This window comes from Gordonia sp. Z-3 (assembly GCF_036233855.1).
GTDB lineage: Bacteria > Actinomycetota > Actinomycetes > Mycobacteriales > Mycobacteriaceae > Gordonia > Gordonia tangerina.
The window spans coordinates 73717-92573 of record NZ_JAZARS010000006.1; the positions used below are offsets into that span (position 1 = coordinate 73717).

The 18857-nt window shown below is 67.3% G+C and carries 19 protein-coding genes; 9 read left to right on the plus strand and 10 right to left on the minus strand.

Going from position 1 to position 18857, the window contains the following annotated elements:
- Positions 1-18: 18 nt before the first annotated feature.
- On the minus strand, positions 19-591 hold the full coding sequence (locus tag VX037_RS08505) for a TetR/AcrR family transcriptional regulator (protein WP_235721445.1): 573 nt from the start codon (positions 589-591) through the stop codon (positions 19-21).
- 144 nt (positions 592-735) lie between these two features.
- Between VX037_RS08505 and VX037_RS08510 the strand changes: the two genes are divergently transcribed.
- Complete coding sequence (locus tag VX037_RS08510) at positions 736-1758, plus strand: zinc-dependent alcohol dehydrogenase (RefSeq protein ID WP_328713881.1); 1023 nt, start codon at positions 736-738, stop codon at positions 1756-1758.
- A 48-nt stretch (positions 1759-1806) separates the two neighbouring features.
- On the opposite strand, the gene VX037_RS08515 is transcribed toward VX037_RS08510, so the two are convergent.
- Positions 1807-3006: an acyl-CoA dehydrogenase family protein gene (locus VX037_RS08515; RefSeq protein WP_328713883.1), complete on the minus strand. Its 1200-nt coding sequence runs from the start codon at positions 3004-3006 to the stop codon at positions 1807-1809.
- Positions 3007-3090: 84 nt separating this feature from the next.
- Between VX037_RS08515 and VX037_RS08520 the strand changes: the two genes are divergently transcribed.
- The 3 genes from VX037_RS08520 to VX037_RS08530 all read left to right on the plus strand — a co-directional run bounded on the left by VX037_RS08520 (position 3091) and on the right by VX037_RS08530 (position 4467).
- Entirely contained in the window at positions 3091-3423 is a 333-nt protein-coding gene (locus VX037_RS08520; protein ID WP_235721448.1) for a TfoX/Sxy family protein, read from the plus strand.
- Between the two features lie 117 nt (positions 3424-3540).
- A complete protein-coding gene (locus VX037_RS08525) occupies positions 3541-4242 on the plus strand; it encodes a hypothetical protein (RefSeq protein ID WP_328713885.1) in 702 nt (233 codons plus the stop codon).
- 33 nt (positions 4243-4275) lie between these two features.
- Positions 4276-4467 carry a hypothetical protein gene (locus tag VX037_RS08530; RefSeq protein ID WP_328713886.1) on the plus strand — a complete coding sequence of 64 codons (192 nt, stop codon included), beginning with the start codon at positions 4276-4278 and terminating at the stop codon, positions 4465-4467.
- Positions 4468-4572: 105 nt separating this feature from the next.
- Here VX037_RS08530 and leuS read toward each other — a convergent pair whose 3' ends face one another.
- The gene (gene leuS / locus VX037_RS08535) at positions 4573-7452 is read right to left on the minus strand and encodes a leucine--tRNA ligase (RefSeq protein WP_328713887.1); all 2880 of its coding nucleotides are present in this window, start codon (positions 7450-7452) and stop codon (positions 4573-4575) included.
- A gap of 153 nt (positions 7453-7605) precedes the next feature.
- Between leuS and VX037_RS08540 the strand changes: the two genes are divergently transcribed.
- Genes VX037_RS08540 through VX037_RS08550 form a run of 3 tightly spaced genes read left to right on the plus strand, consistent with a single transcriptional unit; the run spans position 7606 to position 9787 of the window.
- Positions 7606-8049 (plus strand): SdpI family protein, encoded by a 444-nt coding sequence (locus VX037_RS08540; RefSeq protein ID WP_328713888.1) that lies wholly within the window; start codon positions 7606-7608, stop codon positions 8047-8049.
- 5 nt (positions 8050-8054) lie between these two features.
- Entirely contained in the window at positions 8055-9062 is a 1008-nt protein-coding gene (locus VX037_RS08545; protein ID WP_442903649.1) for a bile acid:sodium symporter family protein, read from the plus strand.
- Between the two features lie 59 nt (positions 9063-9121).
- A complete protein-coding gene (locus VX037_RS08550; RefSeq protein WP_235721451.1) occupies positions 9122-9787 on the plus strand; it encodes a helix-turn-helix domain-containing protein in 666 nt (221 codons plus the stop codon).
- 8 nt (positions 9788-9795) lie between these two features.
- Here the strand turns inward: VX037_RS08550 and VX037_RS08555 are convergent, their stop codons facing one another.
- On the minus strand, positions 9796-11784 hold the full coding sequence (locus tag VX037_RS08555) for a CocE/NonD family hydrolase (protein ID WP_442903652.1): 1989 nt from the start codon (positions 11782-11784) through the stop codon (positions 9796-9798).
- A gap of 154 nt (positions 11785-11938) precedes the next feature.
- Complete coding sequence (locus VX037_RS08560) at positions 11939-12511, minus strand: YqgE/AlgH family protein (protein ID WP_268899826.1); 573 nt, start codon at positions 12509-12511, stop codon at positions 11939-11941.
- 114 nt (positions 12512-12625) lie between these two features.
- Here VX037_RS08560 and VX037_RS08565 point away from each other — a divergent pair, with 114 nt between their 5' ends.
- A complete protein-coding gene (locus VX037_RS08565) occupies positions 12626-13960 on the plus strand; it encodes an MFS transporter (protein ID WP_328713890.1) in 1335 nt (444 codons plus the stop codon).
- A 27-nt stretch (positions 13961-13987) separates the two neighbouring features.
- On the opposite strand, the gene VX037_RS08570 is transcribed toward VX037_RS08565, so the two are convergent.
- From VX037_RS08570 to VX037_RS08580, 3 genes are all read right to left on the minus strand, one after another.
- On the minus strand, positions 13988-14575 hold the full coding sequence (locus VX037_RS08570) for a hypothetical protein (protein WP_328713892.1): 588 nt from the start codon (positions 14573-14575) through the stop codon (positions 13988-13990).
- Between the two features lie 88 nt (positions 14576-14663).
- Positions 14664-15101, minus strand: coding sequence for a hypothetical protein (locus VX037_RS08575; RefSeq protein ID WP_235721456.1), 438 nt, complete (start codon positions 15099-15101; stop codon positions 14664-14666).
- Between the two features lie 239 nt (positions 15102-15340).
- Positions 15341-15586: a hypothetical protein gene (locus tag VX037_RS08580; RefSeq protein WP_372474945.1), complete on the minus strand. Its 246-nt coding sequence runs from the start codon at positions 15584-15586 to the stop codon at positions 15341-15343.
- Positions 15587-15591: 5 nt separating this feature from the next.
- Here VX037_RS08580 and VX037_RS08585 point away from each other — a divergent pair, with 5 nt between their 5' ends.
- Entirely contained in the window at positions 15592-16683 is a 1092-nt protein-coding gene (locus VX037_RS08585) for an aminotransferase class V-fold PLP-dependent enzyme (RefSeq protein ID WP_235721457.1), read from the plus strand.
- On the opposite strand, the gene VX037_RS08590 is transcribed toward VX037_RS08585, so the two are convergent.
- The gene (locus VX037_RS08590) at positions 16677-18215 is read right to left on the minus strand and encodes a glycerol-3-phosphate dehydrogenase/oxidase (protein ID WP_328713893.1); all 1539 of its coding nucleotides are present in this window, start codon (positions 18213-18215) and stop codon (positions 16677-16679) included. The two genes, VX037_RS08585 and VX037_RS08590, sit on opposite strands and share 7 nt — an antisense overlap.
- Positions 18212-18850 carry a TetR/AcrR family transcriptional regulator gene (locus VX037_RS08595; RefSeq protein ID WP_328713895.1) on the minus strand — a complete coding sequence of 213 codons (639 nt, stop codon included), beginning with the start codon at positions 18848-18850 and terminating at the stop codon, positions 18212-18214. The genes VX037_RS08590 and VX037_RS08595 overlap by 4 nt, the downstream gene beginning before the upstream one ends.
- Positions 18851-18857 lie beyond the last annotated feature (7 nt).

Here is an 18857-nt window from a genome sequence, read left to right on the forward strand (position 1 = left end):
TGAAACAGCCGGCCACGCTCAGTCGATGACGGCGCGCACCACACGCTCCAGCGCGTCCGCTGTCCGATCCAACGCGGCGATGCTCCGCTGGGCCCGACACATCGCCACCGTGCCCTCGATGGCGGCAACGATGAGGGTCGCTGTCTGCACGGCATCCGCATCGCTCGCCCCGTGTGCCCGTAGCGACTCGGCGAGCATGTCAGTCCAGTGTTCGAAAGCGAGCTCCGCTGCGCGCAGCGGGGCGTCGTCCTCGCCGGGTTCCTCCACGGATACGGCCAACACGGGACAGCCCGCACGAAAGTCGCTGGTGACCACGACGTCGCGCCACATCTCTACAAAGCTGCGTAGGCCGGCGACAGGTCCGGACGAGTCGAGTTCTCGTGCGAGCACCCGAATCGTCAACGCATCGGCGAACTCCACGGCCTCGACCGCCAGCTGGGACTTGCCGCCCGGGAAGTAGTGGTACGTCGAACCCAGCGGAGCCCCCGAGTGTTTCGCGAGTTCGCGGACGCTGGTCGCGCGCAACCCACGCCGCCCGAGCATGTCGGCCGCGCCCGCAACCAATTGGTCCCGAGCCGTCGACTTGGCCATCGTTTCACTCCCTCTTGCCTATGACAGTCGTTCTAGCGTAGCGTGCGCGGTGTTATGACGGTCGTTATAAAGGGCCCCTGATGACCGCCACCCAAACCGTTGCCGTGTTCGCCTGACAACCGACCCCCGAACAGGAGAAGCCCGATGAGAAGCCTGATGTTCGTCAAGCCCGGTGAGTTGCGATTCGATGAGGTCGACGAGCCGGTGCTCGTCGATCCCACTGACGCGCTTGTGCGCCCGATCGCGTCGACCACCTGCGATCTCGACCACCACGTGATCGCCGACAAAACTCCGTTCTCGCCCTTCGGGCCCTTCCCGCTCGGGCACGAATGCGTCGGGGCGGTGGTCGCGGTGGGTGACGAGTGCACGGCGGTTTCCGTCGGAGACAAGGTCGGAGTCGCATGGCACATCGCCTGCGGCACCTGCGCTCAGTGCTCCATCGGGCATCCGGCCCGCTGCCTCGTGCACGGCGATGCGCAGTACGGCCTGCCGGTGAACGGCCAGTGGGGCGGCACCTTCGACGAACTCATCCGGGTGCCGTTCGCCGACTACAACCTCGCGAAACTCCCCGACGGCGTCGACCCGGTCCACCTCGCCTCCATCGGCGACAACTTCGCACTCGGCTGGGAAACGGTGATGCCGGCCGTCGAAGGGATCACCGATCCCAAGGTCGCGGTCTTCGGTGGTACCGGATCGATCGGCCTGTATACGGTCGATGTCGCCGTCCACTGCGCCGAGGCGCACACCGTCTACTACGACGACGACCCGGTGCGGATGGCGGTCGCCGAGAAGCTCGGCGCCGAGGTACACGACATCAACGGCAAGCGCGACAAAGACTTTCACGTCGCCGTGGACGCCACCTGCGATCCCACCAAGCTGCGCAAAGCACTGCTCTCAGTGGTCCCCGAAGGCACGGTCAACAGCGTCGGCATCTACTTCGACGACGTCTCACTCCCCATGTTGACCCTCTATCAACGCGGCGTGAACTTCCACAACGGCAAGGGCATGGCACGGCCCAACATGACACCGACTCTGGAAGCCGTCGCCGATGGCACCCTGCATCCCGAATTGGTCACCAGCGGCATCTACGAGTGGGAACAGCTCCCCGAGATCCTCACCGGACCCGACGCCGGGCACAAACCCGTCTTCGTCCTCGACCCGTCCTGAGTCAGCGTCGGGACTCCGACCGATCAACCACCGTGGCTCTACCGGCGGTTACTTCAGATCCGCGCTCGATTTCCCCAGCACCCGCCGCGCAATGATCAGCTGCTGGATCTGCTGCGTGCCCTCGAAGATGTCCAGGATCTTCGAGTCGCGCGCCCACTTCTCCAGCAGCATGGTCTCCGAAAATCCTGCGGTGGCAGCAACTTCCACCGCCTTGTTGGTGATGTCGGTGACGGTGCGACCGGCCTTGGCCTTCGACATCGAGGCCTCGGCCGAGTTCGGCTGGGAGTTGTCGGCCATCCAGGCGGCGCGCAGCGTGTGCAACCACGATGCCTCCCAGTCGGATTCGAGGCGGATGAACTCGCACACCGATGCATGCTGGGAGGCTGCCGGTGCGTCGTAGTCGATCTCGCGGCCCGCTTCCTCCAGCATGCGTCGCAGTTCTTCGAGCGCGGCACGTCCCAGACCGATCGCCATGGCGGCGACCACCGGGCGAGTGTTGTCGAAGGTCTGCATCACCCCGCCGAACGCCTTCTTGGTGTCCACCTCAGGCGATCCGAGCAGGTTCTCGGCGGGCACGCGGGCGTTCTCGAAGCGGATCACGGCGGTGTCCGACGACTTGATGCCGAGCTTGTGCTCGAGGCGAGCGACGGTCACCCCATCGGTGGTCATCGGGACGACGAAGCTCTTGATGGCCGCGCGCCCGGCACTGCGGTCGATCGTCGCCCACACCACCACGTGGTCGGCGCGGGAACCGGCGGTCACGAAGATCTTCTCACCGTTGATCAGGTAGTCGTCGCCGTCGCGGGTGGCCGTCGTCGACACCGCGGCCGAGTCCGAACCGAAGCTGGGTTCGGTGATGGCCATCGCGGCCCACACCCCGGAGAACTTCTCGAGCTGTTCCTCGGTGGCGACCGCGGCGATCGCGGCGTTGCCGAGTCCCTGGCCCGGGATCGACAGCAGCAGGCCGACGTCGCCCCAGCTCATCTCGCGAGCGGAGATCAGGGCGCGCATGTTGGGGCCGTTCGCCGACGGGCCGTCGGCGTCTGCTGACGTCGCCTCGCCGTCGGATTCCCGCTCCTGAGCTCGCGATTGTTTGGCGAGTTTGCCCAGCTCATCAAGCTCGGTCGGATACTCGTGTTCGGCCTTGTCGTACTTGCGGGAGATCGGGCGGAAGATGTGCTCAGCCGCCATGTGGGTGCGCTCGACCGTCGAATCGAACTTCTTCGGGAGCTCCAGGTTGATCGCCATGCGCACATCTTACTGGGGAGTAAGTTCTTTTCCAACCCCACGCGGTTCTTTTGCAACTCTCGTTGAGGATTTAGGCTCTTACGCGTGGCATACGACCTCGATCTCGCTTATCGCATCCGCGGGATGCTCTCGACCGAATGCGGGGTCGACGAGCGGTCGATGTTCGGTGGCCTCGCGTTCCTGATCAACGGCAACATGGCGCTGGCGGCCAGTGGGCAGGGCGGCATCATGGTGCGTGTCCCGCCCGAGCAGACCCAGGGGCTGCTGGAGTTCGACCACACCGAACCGATGGTCATGTCCGGCCGCGAGGCACGCGGATGGCTACGCGTCTCCGACGAGGGCATCCGCACCGAACGTCAGCTGCAGCGCTGGGTCACCCTCGGCTCCGATTACGCACGCAAGCTCCCGCCGAAGTAGCGGGCCGCAACCGCGCAGCCGCTGCGGTGCCGCGCATGTCGCGACGTGCGCGGACTCACAGCGGATGCGCACTTGCCGTGGATGAAACCTACGGTCCGTCTGGCGCGTCCAAAGAGTGTGACTGCCTTTCCCACCGATCGACATGGCCTCGTCCATCGCTGCTCGGCCCTCGCCGGCGGCTACACCGACACCGAACTGGCCCGAGCACACCGGAAGCACGACCTCATCCACCTGATTCCGGGGGTGTCGGCACTGGCCGCCGAACGCACTCCCGAACAGTTGCATCGTCTCAAGGCGATCGCCGTGCTCGAGACCACCGAACCGGATCACACCGTGAGCCATCAATCCGCGGCCACCGTCCACGATCTGCCCATGCTGAAGCCGAACCTGCGCCGCGTCCACGTCACGACCGGTTCGAAGTCGGGCGGTCACCGCAGCGCTACGCGGCATGCACATGTCGGGGAACTCAAACCAACAGAGGTCGTACTGGTCGACGGCATCCGGGTGACCTCCCTAGAACGCACCGCCGTCGACATCGCGTGCACCACGTCAATGGGTTTCGCCGGTGCGCTCGCCGTCTTCGATGCCGCGCTTCGCCTGGGCGCCGACCACACGGCGATGTCGGTCATGCTGCGGCGTCGGCGTCCCGGCATCGCCCAGGCACGCCGGGCATTGCATCACGCCGACGGGGCATCGGAGAACCCCGGCGAGTCATGGGGACGCGCGCAGATGATCGAAGCCGGACTGCCGATCCCACGCCTGCAGCATGAGTTCCGTGGCGAGAATGGAAAGCTGGTCGCGCGAACCGACTACGACTAGGGCGGACTCCTCGTCGGGGAGTTCGACGGAGACGTGAAGTACCGGAAACACCTCAAACCCGGAGAATCGCCTTTCGACGCGATGAAGCGAGAGAAGAACCGGGAGGACGAGCTGCGGAAGATGGGGATCATGGTGATCCGCTGGACCTGGAACGACCTCGAGCAGGGGCGAGTCGTCGGACTGATCCGGGACTGGCTCGCCCGACTCAGCCTCTCGGCCGCCTGAGCATCGAATTTATCCGCGCACCCGTCATGCTCGCGCGCATGTCGCGACGTGCGCGCGAGCGCGATGGGTGCGCGGTTGGACAGGCGCGCGCCACACGGCCCCGCGCTACGGGACGACGTTGACCATCCGGCCGGGCACCACGATCACCTTGCGGGGCTCGCCGTCGAGCAGCGGGGCGATCTTCTCATCGGCCAGGGCGGCGGCCCGCACAGTCGCCTCGTCGGCGTCGGCGGCAACGGTGATGCGACTGCGCACCTTGCCCTTCACCTGGATGGGGATCTCGATGGTGTCCTCGACCAACCACTGAGGATCTGGTTCGGGGAACGGACCCCGCGCCAGCAATCCGTCGTGGCCGAGCCGATGCCAGAGTTCTTCGGCGAGGTGCGGAGCCAGCGGCGCCAGCATGATCACCAGCGGTTCCACCACCGCACGTGGCGCGCCGGTCTTCTCGAAGTTCTTCGTCAGGTGATTGGTCAGCACCGTCAGCTTCGCCACCGCGGTGTTGTTGCGCAGTTCGGCGTAGTCCTCGCGGACACCGGCGATCGTCTTGTGCAGCAACCGGATCGTGTCGTCGTCGGGTTCGGTGTCGCTGCAGCGCAGGGCCCCGGACTCCTCGTCGACCACCAGGCGCCAGATACGTTGTAGGAAGCGCTGCGATCCGACGACGTCCTTGGTCGCCCACGGCCGTGACTGATCGAGCGGACCCATGAACATCTCGTACACGCGCAGCGTGTCGGCGCCGTAGTCTCGGCAGATGTCGTCGGGTGCAACGGAATTCTTGAGCGACTTGCCCATCTTTCCGTATTCCTGAGTCACCTTCTCGCCGTTGTAGAAGAAGGCGCCGTCGCGTTCCTCCACCTCCTCGGCGGGAACATAGAGTCCACGCGAGTCGGTATAAGCGTAGGCCTGGATCATGCCCTGGTTGAACAGCTTCCGATACGGCTCCCTACTGGTGACGAAGCCGAGGTCGAACAACACCTTGTGCCAGAACCGCGAATACAGCAGGTGCAGCACGGCATGTTCGACGCCGCCGATGTAGAGGTCGAGCCCACCCGGATCGTCGGGCCCGTGCAGAGCCGGCCGCGGGCCCATCCAGTAGGCCTCATTCTCCTTGGCGCACAGCGTCTCTTCATTGGTCGGGTCGATGTAGCGCAGCTGATACCAGGAGCTGCCGGCCCACTGCGGCATCACGTTGGCGTCACGGGTGTAGGTCTGCAAACCGTCGCCGAGATCGAGTTCGACGGTCATCCAGTCGGTCGCCTTGGCCAACGGCGGCGACGGCTCACTGTCGGCGTCCTCGGGATCGAAGGAGACCGGCGCGTAGTCGTCGACCTCCGGGAGTTCCACCGGCAGCATCGATTCCGGCAGCGGATGGGCCACGCCGTCGGCGTCGTAGACGATGGGGAACGGTTCGCCCCAGTAGCGCTGGCGGGCAAACAGCCAATCGCGCAACTTGTACTGGATCTTCCCGGTACCGGCGCCCTCGGCCTCCAGACGCTCGACGATGGCCGCCTTGGCATCCTCCACCGACAGCCCGTTCAGGTAGTCGGAGTTCACCAGCTGCCCGTCGCCGGTGTAGGCCTCTGACTCCACTCCCTGCTCGGAGCCGATGACCTCGCGGATCGGCAGCCCGAAGGCAGACGCGAACTCGTGGTCACGCGCGTCGTGGCCGGGCACGGCCATGATGGCGCCGGTGCCATAGCCCATCAGCACGTAGTCGGCGATGAACACCGGGATCTGCTGCCCGTTCACCGGATTCGTGGCGAAGGAGCCGGTGAACACACCGGTCTTCTCCTTGTTCTCCTGACGCTCCAGATCCGACTTGGCCGCGATCGCGGCGCGGTAGCCCTTGATCGCCGCAGCCGGGTCGGCCGCGTCGCCGGTCCAGCGCTCGTCGGTATCGGCGGGCCATCCCTCGGCGGTCAACGCGTCGACGAGCGGATGCTCCGGCGCGAGCACCATGTAGGTGGCGCCGAACAGGGTGTCGGGACGGGTGGTGAACACCTCGATGGCGTGCGGTCCGCTCGCGAACCGGACCTGGGCACCGCGCGAGCGTCCGATCCAGTTGCGCTGCATGGTCTTGACCTTGTCGGGCCAGTCCAGCAGTTCCAGGTCGTCGAGCAGTCGGTCGGAGTACGCGGTGATCCGCATCATCCACTGCCGCAAGTGCTTACGGAACACCGGGTAGTTGCCGCGGTCGCTGCGGCCGTCGGCGGTGACCTCTTCGTTGGCCAGCACCGTGCCCAGCCCGGGGCACCAGTTGACCAGCGAGTCACTCTGGTAGACGAGCCGATAGGAGTCGATGACCTCGGTCCGCTCGGCGGCCGACAATGTCGCCCACTCGCGGCCGTCACCCACCGCGCGGGCACCGGAATCGAACTCGGCGATCAGTTCGTCGATGCGCCGCGCCTTGCGCTGGTCGACGTCGTACCAGGCGTTGTAGATCTGCAGGAAGATCCACTGCGTCCAGCGGTAGAAGTCGACATCGGTGGTGGCCACCCGGCGCCGTTCGTCGTGGCCGAGTCCCAGGCGACGAATCTGACCCAGGTACCGCTCGATGTTGGCCTCGGTGGTGGTGCGCGGGTGGGTACCGGTCTGCACCGCGTACTGCTCGGCGGGCAATCCGAACGAGTCGAAGCCCATCGTGTGCAGCACGTTCTTGCCCGTCATCCGCTGATAGCGGGCGAAGACGTCGCTGGCGATGAAACCCAGCGGGTGCCCGACGTGCAGGCCGGCGCCCGACGGGTACGGGAACATGTCCTGGATGAACATCTTGTCCGGGGCGTCGGGTGCGGCGCCGCCGACGGTGCTGAGGTCACCGGCCAGCGGCCCCACCGGGTTGGGTGCCTCGTAGGCGTGCTGGTCCGCCCAGGTGCGCTGCCACCGGGCTTCGATCTCACCGGCGAGCTCCGCGGTGTACCGGTGGCCGGGCACATTCGCCTCCGGGGCCGTCGATGCGGTGCGGGCAGAATCAGCTGAAGTCACCCGACCAGCGTAAATCGTCCGCGACGGCGGGCTGTCGTGGGGAGTGGATCGTCGCGCATACTGCGTCCCGCCTTCTCGACGACGCCGCCCGGGCGAGCCGATGGTCGAGCGGGCGCACAGACGACGATTCGTGCTGCTACGACCGTCAGTCGTATGGTTGTCGCTGTGAACGTCCTGCTTGTTGTCGCTGCCGTCATCGTCTTTGCGCTGGCCGCGATGTGGCTCGTGGTGGGCGCGCTGGCCATCACCGGCCGGCTGCGACGCAATCGGTGGGTGGGTGTCCGTGCCGATGCCACCATGCGCTCCGACGAGGCGTTTGCCGTCGCGAACCGGGTGGCTGCGCCGGGTGAGTTGGCCGCCGCGGGCATCCTCGTGCTCGCCGGGATCCTCACCCTCGGAGTGAGTGGCTACTGGGCGTTGGTGTTCGCGGTCATCGGAGTGGTCGCCGCCCTGTTCGTCGTCGGCATCGTCAGTGCCTACGGCGTGCGCGCTGCGGCCGCCGTGCCCGAGGACAACCCGGCCGACGACTGCGGCCCGTCGAGTTGTGGCGCCTGCAGCCTGCGGGGAGTCTGCTCGAACGAGTCCGCGCAGGTCTGACTCGCGTGGCAGCACCCCTGCGCGTCGCACGCGACTGGTTCAACCGCTCCCCCGTCGACGGCTTCATCCTCGCGATCCTCGGTGCCGTCATCGTCGCCGCACTACTTCCGGCGAAGGGCGACGCCGCCGAGGTCCTTGACTGGGTGGTCGTGGTGGCGATCGCGGCGCTGTTCTTTCTCTACGGCACCCGACTGCATCCGCGGGAGGCCCTCGACGGCCTCAAGCACTGGCGCCTGCACCTCACCATCCTCGCGTTCACCTTTGTGGTGTTCCCGCTCGTGGGCCTCGCCATAGGTCCGCTCGTCGAGCCGATCGTCGGCGACGACCTGTACTCGGGCCTGCTGTTCCTGTGCCTGGTGCCGTCCACGGTGCAGTCGTCGATCGCATTCACCTCCATCGCCCGCGGCAATGTGCCGGGGGCCATCGTCAGCGCGTCGGCGTCGAACATCCTGGGTGTGGTGCTGACCCCGTTGCTGGTGGTGTTGCTGATGACCACCGACGGAGACGTCACGATCGACGGCACCTCGGTGCTGAAGATCCTGGGTCAGATCCTGCTGCCGTTCATCGTCGGACAGATCGCCCGTCCGTGGGTGGGCCCGTTCTTCGCCCGGCACGCCAAGATCACCAAACTCGCCGATCGCGGCACCATCGTGCTGGTGGTCTACGTGGCGTTCAGCGAGGGCGTCCGGGAGGGCATCTGGTCGATCGTCGACGCCGGGCAGCTGGTGGCCGTCGCGGTGATCTCACTGATCCTGGTGCTGGTGATGCTGGTGGTGACCCGATGGGTGCCGCAACGCCTCGGATTCTCCCGCGAAGACGTGATCGCCATCCAGTTCTGTGGCACCAAGAAGAGTCTCGCCACCGGTCTGCCGATGGCGACGGTGCTGTTCGCCGGTTCGACGGTCGGCCTCATCGTGCTCCCGCTGATGATCTTCCACCAGATCCAGCTGATCCTCTGCTCATGGCTGGCCACCCGCTACGGTCGCGAGGCAGACGCGGCGACCGTTTCGTAGTATCGGGCGCTCGGCGTTTCGTCTACTGCGAGGAAACAGAAACTAGCTACACTGGCCAGATGGCTGCCGACTCCACGAAGACGATCCGGGACACCGGCGACCCCGCGCCCGTGCATCGAGAGGTCGACGGGGACGCTCCGACCGGCGGCGACCTGGAGGCCGCGATCGCGCATCAGGTCCGGATGCTGCGCCGCAACGCCGGGATGTCGGTCGCGGACATGGCTGCCAAGGTCGGCATCTCCAAGGCCATGCTCTCCAAGATCGAGAACGCCCAGACCTCGTGCAGTCTCTCGACTCTTGCGCGTCTCGCCGCCGGACTCGACGTCCCGGTGACCTCGCTGTTCCGGGGCGCCGACGTCGAGCGCGAGGCGATCTACACCGAAGCGGGCAAGGGCGCGGTGATCGTGGGCCGCGGCACCCGCGTCGGCCATCACTACGAACTGCTCGGCGGTCTGCGCGGGCAGCACAAGCGACTCGAACCCGTGTTGGTCACCCTGACCGACGACAGCGAGGTGTTTCCCCGTTTTCAACACCCCGGCACCGAGATGCTGTACATGCTCGAGGGCGTCATGGTCTACGGGCACGGCAACGCCGAGTACACGCTGCGGCCGGGTGACTGTCTGCTCCTCGACGGGGAGGGCATCCACGGGCCGCATGATCTGGTCCGGCTGCCGATCCGCTTCCTGGCCGTCACGGCGTATCCGGACAATCACCGCGACGAGTAGCGCAGCGGCTACCCGATCGCTTGCGAGACCGGCAGATTCAAGAAACTCGGCCGCCGCGGATCGAGCTGAATGTGTTGCGGCTTCAGCCGCGACTCGTTCAGCAACGGCCGTAGCGGCAATCCACGCGGCAGGTTCATCGCGAACACGTCGACCCGCAGCCGGTGACCGGCCTTGATCAATGCCTCCGTGGGCAGCAACCCGATGTCGATGGCAACCGGACGGCCGGGTCGCACTCGCTCCCGCGAATCCAGGGTCAAGGTGTAGAACGGGTCGGTCACATCACCGTTGGACGCGAACTGCGACCGGGACCGCTCGTAGTTGCGTAGCGACGCGACCACCTGACCGGAACTGATCACTTTCGACGTCCCGTCGGGTGCCACATCGTTGAGGGTGGCCGTCCAGTACCCGTCGGTCGCATCCATCACCGCGTTCACCCGCACGTTCGCGTACCCGGACACGCTGCGCGTGGTGCGCACCGGGGCGCTGGTGAAGGTGAGCGCGTTGCGTTCGGAGATCCGTGCGTCTTCGGCACACCACGGGAACAAGGCCGTGGCGCCGGCTGTCTGCTGTGCGGAGTCACGAGAGCACAACGTCAGCACACCGGGTGAGATCGTCAGCCGGCCTCGCGAGCCGGTCGGCGCGGTGGTGAGGCTGCCGTCGCGGACCGCATGCGGCGCGGTCCCGCTGCGCCGATCATCGAGGTAGAGCCGCTGTCGGGTCATCCCGGCGCGCGGGAACTGCTGGGCGGTCATCCACGCGTCGCCGACCTGTTTGAGGTTGACCGGTCCGTAGCGGTCGATGCCGTTGTCGATGCCCTTGAGCCACTTGTCGAACCACGCCTTCTGCAGGACGTCCAGGCGTGGCGGGGTGCCGGCACGGCCCTGCTGGCCGCCGCCGATGGTCAGGTGATAACCGTCGCCCATGATGAGCTGTTTGCGGCCCGGCGCGAGCGGGATCTTGTTATACATCCGCACCTCGCTGTTGGTGAACAGGTCGAACCAGCCGCCGTAGATGAACGTCGGCGTGGTGATGCGCTCGGCATGGTCGAGCCACGACGTGCGTGGCTCCGAGTTGGTGGTGAGGAGCTCGTCGAGCTGCGGTGGAACCGACGGGATGTCGGGGGTGAGCAGCGCTGCGAACAGCTCCGGGTAGAAAGTGAACGGATCGGAGATGCGGTCGGCCAACCACGTCCAGTCGAAGGTGCCGTCGAGCATCGACGCGACGTTGGGCACCATCTTGGTGCTGTTCACCAGGGTCAGCCACATCGGCAGGAAGCCGACGCCGAGCGCACCACCCGGGGCGACGATGTCGCGGATGAGGTCGCCGCCCGGCTCCACGGGGAAAATCGCCTTGAGCGCAGCCGGGTTCTTGTTGGCCGCCTGAATCTGGTTGATCGCCGAATAGGAGACCCCGGACATGCCGACCTTGCCGTTGGAGAACCGCTGCTTGGCAGCCCAGTCGATGACCTCGACGGTGTCGGCCTGTTCGCGGCTCTGGAACACATCCCATCGGCCCTGGGAGAACCCGGTTCCACGGACATCGACGACGACCTGGGTGTAACCGCTGCGTACCAGATCCTCGTCGACCAGGAACGTGCGCGCACCACCATCGCGCAGGGTATTGGTCAGCTGCGAGACGTCGGCGATGTCGCGGATCGGCGCCGCGATCTGACTGATGCCGTCCACCAACTGCGTCAGGAACGGACCGAGCACCGGGTGCTGCGTGACTGCCGTACCAACGGCGGTGATGAGCTTGGTGTACGGGGTCATGTTGACGACGACCGGGTGGCGTTGCGACGTCGCCCGACCCGACTTGTCGGCTGGGCGGTAGACGTTTGCGCGCAGCACCGTCCCGTCACTCATCCGGATCGGCACATCCCAGCTCACCGACACCCCGGCATACGGCTGCGGACCGTCGTGCGACGTGGCCCATCGTGCGGCCGACGCCCCACCGGTTGCAGACGGTTGTGCCCCCGCGGTTGCGGGCAGGACCAGCATCGTCACCGCGACGATGAGCACCCCGACCCCACGAGCCACCCGCACACTTCTGACTGCAACCCCCACGCCGCTGACCCCCGGTCGAGTTGAACAAGCGACCAAAAGGTAGCAGGAAGTGTGCCCTGCGTCACTGGAATCGCGGTGGCTGCCCTGATCAGTTGCGCGCGATGTCGATCGGGTGCGTCGCGAGCAGCGGCGTCGGCCAAGGCTGGCGGCGCAGCACCGAACCCCAGAGGTCGGTGGTCGTCGGCACCAGCAGATCACCGGCCAGCGCGGACGCCAGCAGCCAGCTGTCCTGCTGCAATTCGGCGTCGAGCTGGCCCTCACCCCAGCCGGAGTATCCGGCGAACACACGGACTCCTTCCAGGACGTCGGCGAGTTCGGTGGGGTCGGCGTCGAGGTCGACGAGCACCACCCGACCGTCCACCGGCCGCAACGCTTCGTACCCGGAGATGTCGGCGCCCAACTTCACCACCCCCAGACAGAGGGCGGCGTCCTGTTTCACCGGCCCGCCGACGAACAGCGCGCGCGGCGACGCGGACAGGTCGGTCCACTGCGGCAGCAGGTTGTGCACCGCCGTCTGGCTCATCCGGTTGAGCACCACACCGAGGCTGCCGGCGTCGTTGTGCTCCATGATGTAGATGACCGTGCGCGCGAAGGTCGGTTCGATCAGATCGGTCGACGCGATCAACAGCGTCCCGGGCCGAACTCGGCCGGCCGCGGGCATGTCGGGTGCAGCACCCTCCGAGTAGAACTCGGGGGTCGGATCCTCTGAGTCGTCGCCGCCGGCCACCCACCCATCATGGCATGGCTCACCGGTCGAGGTCGGTACTCTGAATCAGTGACGTCAGGCTCGCCGCACACCTCCCCCGGTCTGCGGGGGTTCATCCGCTCGCTGGGGCATTCGCCCGGGCTCGGCCGGCTGCTCGCGGTGCGGTTGACCAGCCAGATCACCGACGGTGTCTTCCAAGCGGCGCTGTTCGCCTCGATCCTGTTCAACCCGGAGCGACACGCCGATCCGTTGGCCGTGGCGGGCGGACTCGCGGTGCTGCTGCTGCCGTACTCGCTGATCGGTCCGTTCGCCGGGGCACTGCTCGACCATTGGGATCGACGCAATGTGCTGATGTTCGCGAATGTGCTTCGCGCCGGGCTCATCTCTCTCGTAGCGCTGGCCATCGCCACCGGCGCGAGCGACACCGTGGTGCTCTTCGGTGCGCTCGCGGTCACCGGCGCCAGTCGGTTCGTCGCATCGGGCCTGTCGGCGTCGCTCCCACACGTCGCGCACCGCGACGTCATCGTCGCGACCAACGCGCTGTTCACCACCCTCGGAGCCGGCATGCTCGCGGTCGGCGCGGGCATCGCTGCAGTCCTGCGGATCATCTTCGGGCCCGACAATTCCGGCAGTGCATTCACCACCCTCGGCGGTGTGGTGATCGCGCTGATCGCGGCGACCCTCGCGCACGGGTTCGGTCGACTGCAACTCGGACCCGACGAGCCCGATGACCCCGGGCGCTCGGCGGTGCATGCCATCACCGTCGGCCTGCTACACGGGGTCCGGGCGGTCGCTCATTCGCGCACCGTGGCGGCCGCGTTGTCGGCGATCGGCGCCCACCGGCTGGTCTTCGGGATAAACACACTGATGCTGCTGGTGCTGAGCAAACAAGCGGGCGTCGGCGACGGGCTGGCCGGCGTGTCGGTGGTCGCCGGATTCACCGCAGGCGGCGCCTTCCTCGCCGCGGTGGTGACGCCGTATTCGGTGGAACGATACGGCCGACGGCCCACGCTGATTGCCGCCATGCTGGTGGGCGCGGTGGCGGAGGCCTCGCTGCTCACCTTCCATCCGGTGGTGTTCTGCATCGGCGCGTTCGTACTCGGATTGATCGGGCAGGTCGCCAAACTGTGCGGCGATGTCGCCATGCAGGTGGACATCGGCGACATGGTGCGTGGCCAGGTGTTCTCGGTGCAAGACGCGGTGTTCAACATCGCCTACGTGGGTGCGGTGACGATCGCCGCGGTCGCGATCCCCGATGACGGGCGCTCGGCCGGGATGTTGGTCCTCGGTGTCGTGCTCTACCTGATCGGGGCGGTGGTGGTGCGGTTGGTGCACACGCCACCGCACCACGGGCCGTTGGCCATCGCCGATCATCCGATCCAGCCGACCGGTCATCACAGCTGACGATCGCGCTCCGTCACCTACCGACCGTCACCGAACCTCGAATCGAGGCGACCGGTCATCGAAGCTGACGTCGGCGCGGCCATCACCATCGGAGTCCACCAGCACACGATCGAAACGGCCGTCGCCGTCGGCGTCGACGTAGAGCCGATCGGCCACCGGAATGCCTGCGCGGCGAGTGCCGACGAGTTCGATGTCGGCGGTTCCGTCACCGTCGAGGTCTGCTGAGCGGACGACCACGGCGTCGTCGGTGTCGGTCGGCTCACGGTCGCGGTGCGGCGCCGGATCGGCCACCCGGCCTGGCGCCGGCGTCACCTCCGGTTCCGGTGGTGGTGAGGCAAGGTCGGTCGGTCGTTGAGCAGTCTCGCCCCACACTCCTGATCCGTCGTCCCGATAGAACTCGTGGCCGCGGCCGTCGTCGTCCCGGTCGAGCGCGACGACGTCTGCGATCCCATCGGCATCGCTGTCCCACATGGCATCGTCGCGCCGCCCGTCACCGTCGAAGTCGAGAGCCACCGCATCGAGCGTGCCGTCGCCGGAGAGGTCGATGTCGGGCGGCGACACCCACGCTGTGGTGACACCGTCACCGGTCCCGAAGACGTACTCGATGGGGTCCATGGTGTTTGGACGCTCGGGGGGCACTCGTGGTTCCGTGCGGCACCAGACTTCTGGCCCAGCGGTGGCTCGCCTGCAGGCCGTCCGGCTGTCAGTGACCGTCGGAGCGTCGCTGGTGCGGCCCGGAGTACTTCGGAGGCGGAGAGTACGGACGCGCAGAACCCGGAGGGGGGTAGTGCGGGGGGTATCCATGGACGAAGTGGCCGTGGTTCGCAACGGACACAACGCCGTGGCCGGCCTCGACCGCGCGTGCTTGGCGCAACAGGCGTCTGCGGCGACGATGCAGCGCGATGGCGCCAATCGCTGCCGCGATCGGAAACCCGATCATGCCGACGAGGCGGCCGAGGGCCTCAGCACCCGAACTCGGGGCAGGTGTGATCGGTCCCGAGGTCGCTCGGCCGAGCGCACCGAGAATCATCACACCCACCAGCACCCACAGCAGGGTCGCGCCGAGGAGTGCGCTCGAGGCCCGGCGGCGCAGTATCGCCGGATCACGCGGTGGCGCCGGTGTAGGCGGGAAGTAGGTCATCATCTGTCCTCTCGGCCTCATACGGCGTGAATGATCGCGGCGGGAAGGGCGGTGGCATCGCCCCGTCCCCGGTATGCCGTCCCGGTCAACTGGGGCCAGCACGTTGTTGTGGTGTTCGCGAATGAGACGCCCCCGGCGGGTGGTTATGTTCCCGCCCGGTGTCACGCCATCGGGTAGCGGATCAGCCGGAAGTGCTGCGGACGACGCTGGGCCCACGGGTCAACGAACTCGGCATGAGCTCACACGTGGTGACCAGGCACCTGATCGGTGTGGACGGTCATGCGCTGCCACGGCGGCTGACGAAGAACCGCGGCCGAACCCAATGTCGCCGCGATCAGTCCGGTGACCACACCGATCAGGGCCACCCGGCCTCCGTCCACGACGGGAGTCCACGTGGTGGCGGCACCCGCCGAAGTCATCGCACCCGGGTTCGCCGGCGACCAGGGGTGCCCGGTTCGAGTATCCCCCAACACCGGTAGGTTCAGAAGTCATGTACGTGAGCGAACTGGGTGAGCAGTGGCGACGTGCACGCCTGCGCCCGGAAGTCGTCCACCTCGACTCCGCGGCTGCCGGTCGATCCTCGAACGCCGTGATCGGCTCCATCTCGGCTCATCTGTGGCGCGAGAGCGAACGCGGCTCCTATGTGGCCGCCGCCGATCGCGCCGACGAGATCGCCCGTGACAAGCGCGATCTCGCGTCGCTGATCGGACACACCGCCGACGAACTCGCGTTCCGGGAGAGCGCACGCGCCGCCCTGCGCGCGCTGCTCACCTACTGGAACCTGCCGATCTCGAGCACCGTGTGGGTGGCCAAGAACGAGTTCGGACCGAACCTCGTGGAGTTCGAACGCCGCGGCTACGCGGTGCGGCCGCTGCCGGATGCCGACATCGCCGGCCACGTCGACACCGACGCGCTGGAGAACATGCTGCAGTTCGAGCAGCCCGACTTCATCCACATCTGTCATATCGGGGCGATGTCGGGCATCGTGCAACCCGTCACTCGGATCGTCGAGATCGCCCATGCCGCAGGCGTTCCCGTGGTGGTCGACATGGCACAGACCGCCGGCCACGTGCCGACGGTCACCGGCGCCGACGTCGTCTATGGCACCAGCCGCAAATGGCTGACCGGGCCGCGCGGTGTGGGATTCGTCGCAGTACGCAAGGATGCGTTGCGTCCGGTGGAGATCGAGAGTTCCGAAGCATTCGTGGCCGGACGGCTCGGCCTGGGCATGGCGGTGTCGGAGGTTCTGGCCATCGGGCAGCAGCGCGTGTTCCGCGAACTCGCCGCGATCGGCCGGGCCACCCGCGAACGCCTCGACGGCATCGGCAGTTGGGAGGTGCTCGAGCCGGTCGACGAACCGTGCTCCACCACCACCCTCGCGCCGCCGCCGGGCTGGCAGGCATCCGACGTGGCCGCCGCCCAGGCCAAACTGTTGTCGCTGGGCATCCTGGTCACCTGCGCCGACTCCTGGCGCGCCCCGCTGACCACCGAGCAGTCGGTGTTGCGGGTCAGCCCGCACCTCGACGTCGAGCGCGAGGACTTGGACAAACTGGCCGACGCGCTGCGGACGATGGGTTACTGAGCTCGAACCTGCTCGATGAGCTCGGTGATCGCGGGACGGGCACGGTCGGCGTCGGCGTCCACCAAGCCGATGCGGGTGCGCCGGTGCAGGACATCGTCGACGGTGAGTGCGCCCTCGTGAGTGAGCGCGAACTCCACCTCCGCGCGGGTGACGTCGATGTCGTCGACGATCGCATCCAACGCACGCTCGACCTGCGCTGACGACACCACCTTGGCCGCCTCGGAACCGAACCGACTGATTAGCGACGCCGGCAGCTCCGGCGGTGCTGTGACGGCGGCGGCACCGATGAGCGGGGTCGTCGCCGTGATGCAGCGGCCCGCGGTCAGTCCCCCGGCGTCGACCGCGGCATCAACGGCATCCTGGGCCATGCGACGGTAGGTGGTGAGTTTCCCGCCGAGCACACCCACCAGCGTGTCGTCACTGACCTGGATGCGGTGACGCCGCGACAGGTCGGCGAGGCTTCCCGAACTCGAATTCTTTTCCGCGCCGACAACATCGACGAGTGGTCGGAGCCCGGAGTAGGTGCCGATGATGTCGGAGCGGGTCACCGACCGGTCGAGCGCCGGGTTGATGGACTCGAGCAGGTAGTCGATCTCGGCCTGCGACGCCTGCGGGACGTCTGGGATCGGGCCCGGGGCGGCGACGTCGGTCAAGCCGACGAAGACCCGTCCGAGCGGCTCGGGCAGGGCGAACACGAACCGTGAGATGGAGCCGGCCACCGGCACGGTCAGCGCACCTTCCGGGTGCCCGAAGGTGGCGGCGTCGAAGATCAGATGCGTGCCCCGGCTCGGCCGCATCCGGACTGCCGGATCCACCTCGCCGGCCCAGACACCGGTGGCGTTGACGACGGTGCGCGCAGCCACGTCGAAGGACTCCCCCGTGCAGGCGTCGGTCAGGCGGGCACCGTTGCCGGTGACGTGGTCGGCGCGGGTATACGTGCAGATCATCGCACCGAAAGCGGCAGCCGTACGCGCGACCGCGACCACCAGTCGGGCGTCGTCGACGAGCTGTCCGTCGGAGTGCGCCACGGCACCCCGCAGTCCGGCCCGCGTCGTCTGTGGGCACAACGCCAGCGTCTCGGCCACCGACAGCCGGCGCGGACGGGGCAACACAGGTGCTGGGGTGCGCGCAACCCGGCGCAGCACATCGCCGGCCTGCACACCGGTACGAATCATCGCCGACGTGGCGCGCGAACCGAGATCGGGCACGACCTGCGCCAACGGCCGGATCAGATGCGGCGCGATCGTCGTCATCAGATGGTGTCGCTCGACCGCGCTCTCGTAGGCGATCGGCAGATGGCCGCCGGCCAGATACCGCAATCCCCCGTGCACCAACTTGCTGCTCCACCGCGATGTGCCGTGGGCCAGATCGTGCGCCTCGACCAGCGCGACGCGCAGTCCACGACTCGCGGCGTCGAGGGCCACTCCGGCGCCGGTGATCCCACCGCCGACCACGAGCACGTCGAGGGGGCGGTTCTGGTCGGCCAGCGTGGACTGCCATCGGTGCCGCTGGGCGGCGTTGAGCCCGGTCATCCGCTGATCGTCGGCGGCTCGCCGCCGGACGGGCCCAGAGGAGACGAACCCAGATGGGTCGGGCGCAGGTAGGACGACAGCGCGTGATGCAGTTCCCGACTCCAGTCGTCACCGAGAATCGACTCCACCAACGCGCGTGACTGGATCGCTGATTGGGTGATCAGCAGCACCATCGACGCCAGCTTCTGCGGGTCGCCGTCGCGCACCTGGCCGCGCTGTTGACCGTGAGCGATCGCCTCGGTGAGGATCGCGAGCACGCCCTGCTGGCTGGTGCCGAGGCGCTCGAAGACATACGGCGTCATGAATTCGCGCTGGGCCCGCCACAGCGCCGCGACCAGCTCGTCGTCGCGCAGAGCGGCCGCGATTCGCACCACCAGGTCGACGGTCGCGTCGAACTCCGCCGTGCGCAGCGGCGTGACATCGGTGACAGCCGTGACGATGCCCATCACCTCAAGGGTGAGCAACGCGCGCGTGATCTCGGACATATCCGGCCAGCGTCGGTACACGGTGGGACGACTGACGCCGGCTTCGCGCGCCACCTCGGCAAGTGTCACCTTGCGTCCGCCACTGCGGACCAGGCAGGCCCGGGCGGCGTCGAGGACCTGCTCACCGATATCCGCTTTACAGATTGACATGATGTGT

Excerpts from the sequence above, each read along its gene's own strand:
- VX037_RS08555 (WP_442903652.1), bottom strand. The coding sequence starts at position 11,784 with ATGCTGGTCCTGCCCGCAACCGCGGGGGCACAACCGTCTGCAACCGGT.
- VX037_RS08595 (WP_328713895.1), bottom strand. The coding sequence starts at position 18,850 with ATGTCAATCTGTAAAGCGGATATCGGTGAGCAGGTCCTCGACGCCGCC.
- VX037_RS08575 (WP_235721456.1), bottom strand. The coding sequence starts at position 15,101 with ATGACCTACTTCCCGCCTACACCGGCGCCACCGCGTGATCCGGCGATA.
- VX037_RS08585 (WP_235721457.1), top strand. The coding sequence starts at position 15,592 with ATGTACGTGAGCGAACTGGGTGAGCAGTGGCGACGTGCACGCCTGCGC.
- VX037_RS08590 (WP_328713893.1), bottom strand. The coding sequence starts at position 18,215 with ATGACCGGGCTCAACGCCGCCCAGCGGCACCGATGGCAGTCCACGCTG.
- VX037_RS08540 (WP_328713888.1), top strand. The coding sequence starts at position 7,606 with ATGGTTGTCGCTGTGAACGTCCTGCTTGTTGTCGCTGCCGTCATCGTC.
- VX037_RS08515 (WP_328713883.1), bottom strand. The coding sequence starts at position 3,006 with ATGGCGATCAACCTGGAGCTCCCGAAGAAGTTCGATTCGACGGTCGAG.
- VX037_RS08550 (WP_235721451.1), top strand. The coding sequence starts at position 9,122 with ATGGCTGCCGACTCCACGAAGACGATCCGGGACACCGGCGACCCCGCG.
- VX037_RS08510 (WP_328713881.1), top strand. The coding sequence starts at position 736 with ATGAGAAGCCTGATGTTCGTCAAGCCCGGTGAGTTGCGATTCGATGAG.
- VX037_RS08505 (WP_235721445.1), bottom strand. The coding sequence starts at position 591 with ATGGCCAAGTCGACGGCTCGGGACCAATTGGTTGCGGGCGCGGCCGAC.
- VX037_RS08560 (WP_268899826.1), bottom strand. The coding sequence starts at position 12,511 with ATGCCCGCGGCCGGCCGAGTTCGGCCCGGGACGCTGTTGATCGCGTCG.
- VX037_RS08570 (WP_328713892.1), bottom strand. The coding sequence starts at position 14,575 with ATGGACCCCATCGAGTACGTCTTCGGGACCGGTGACGGTGTCACCACA.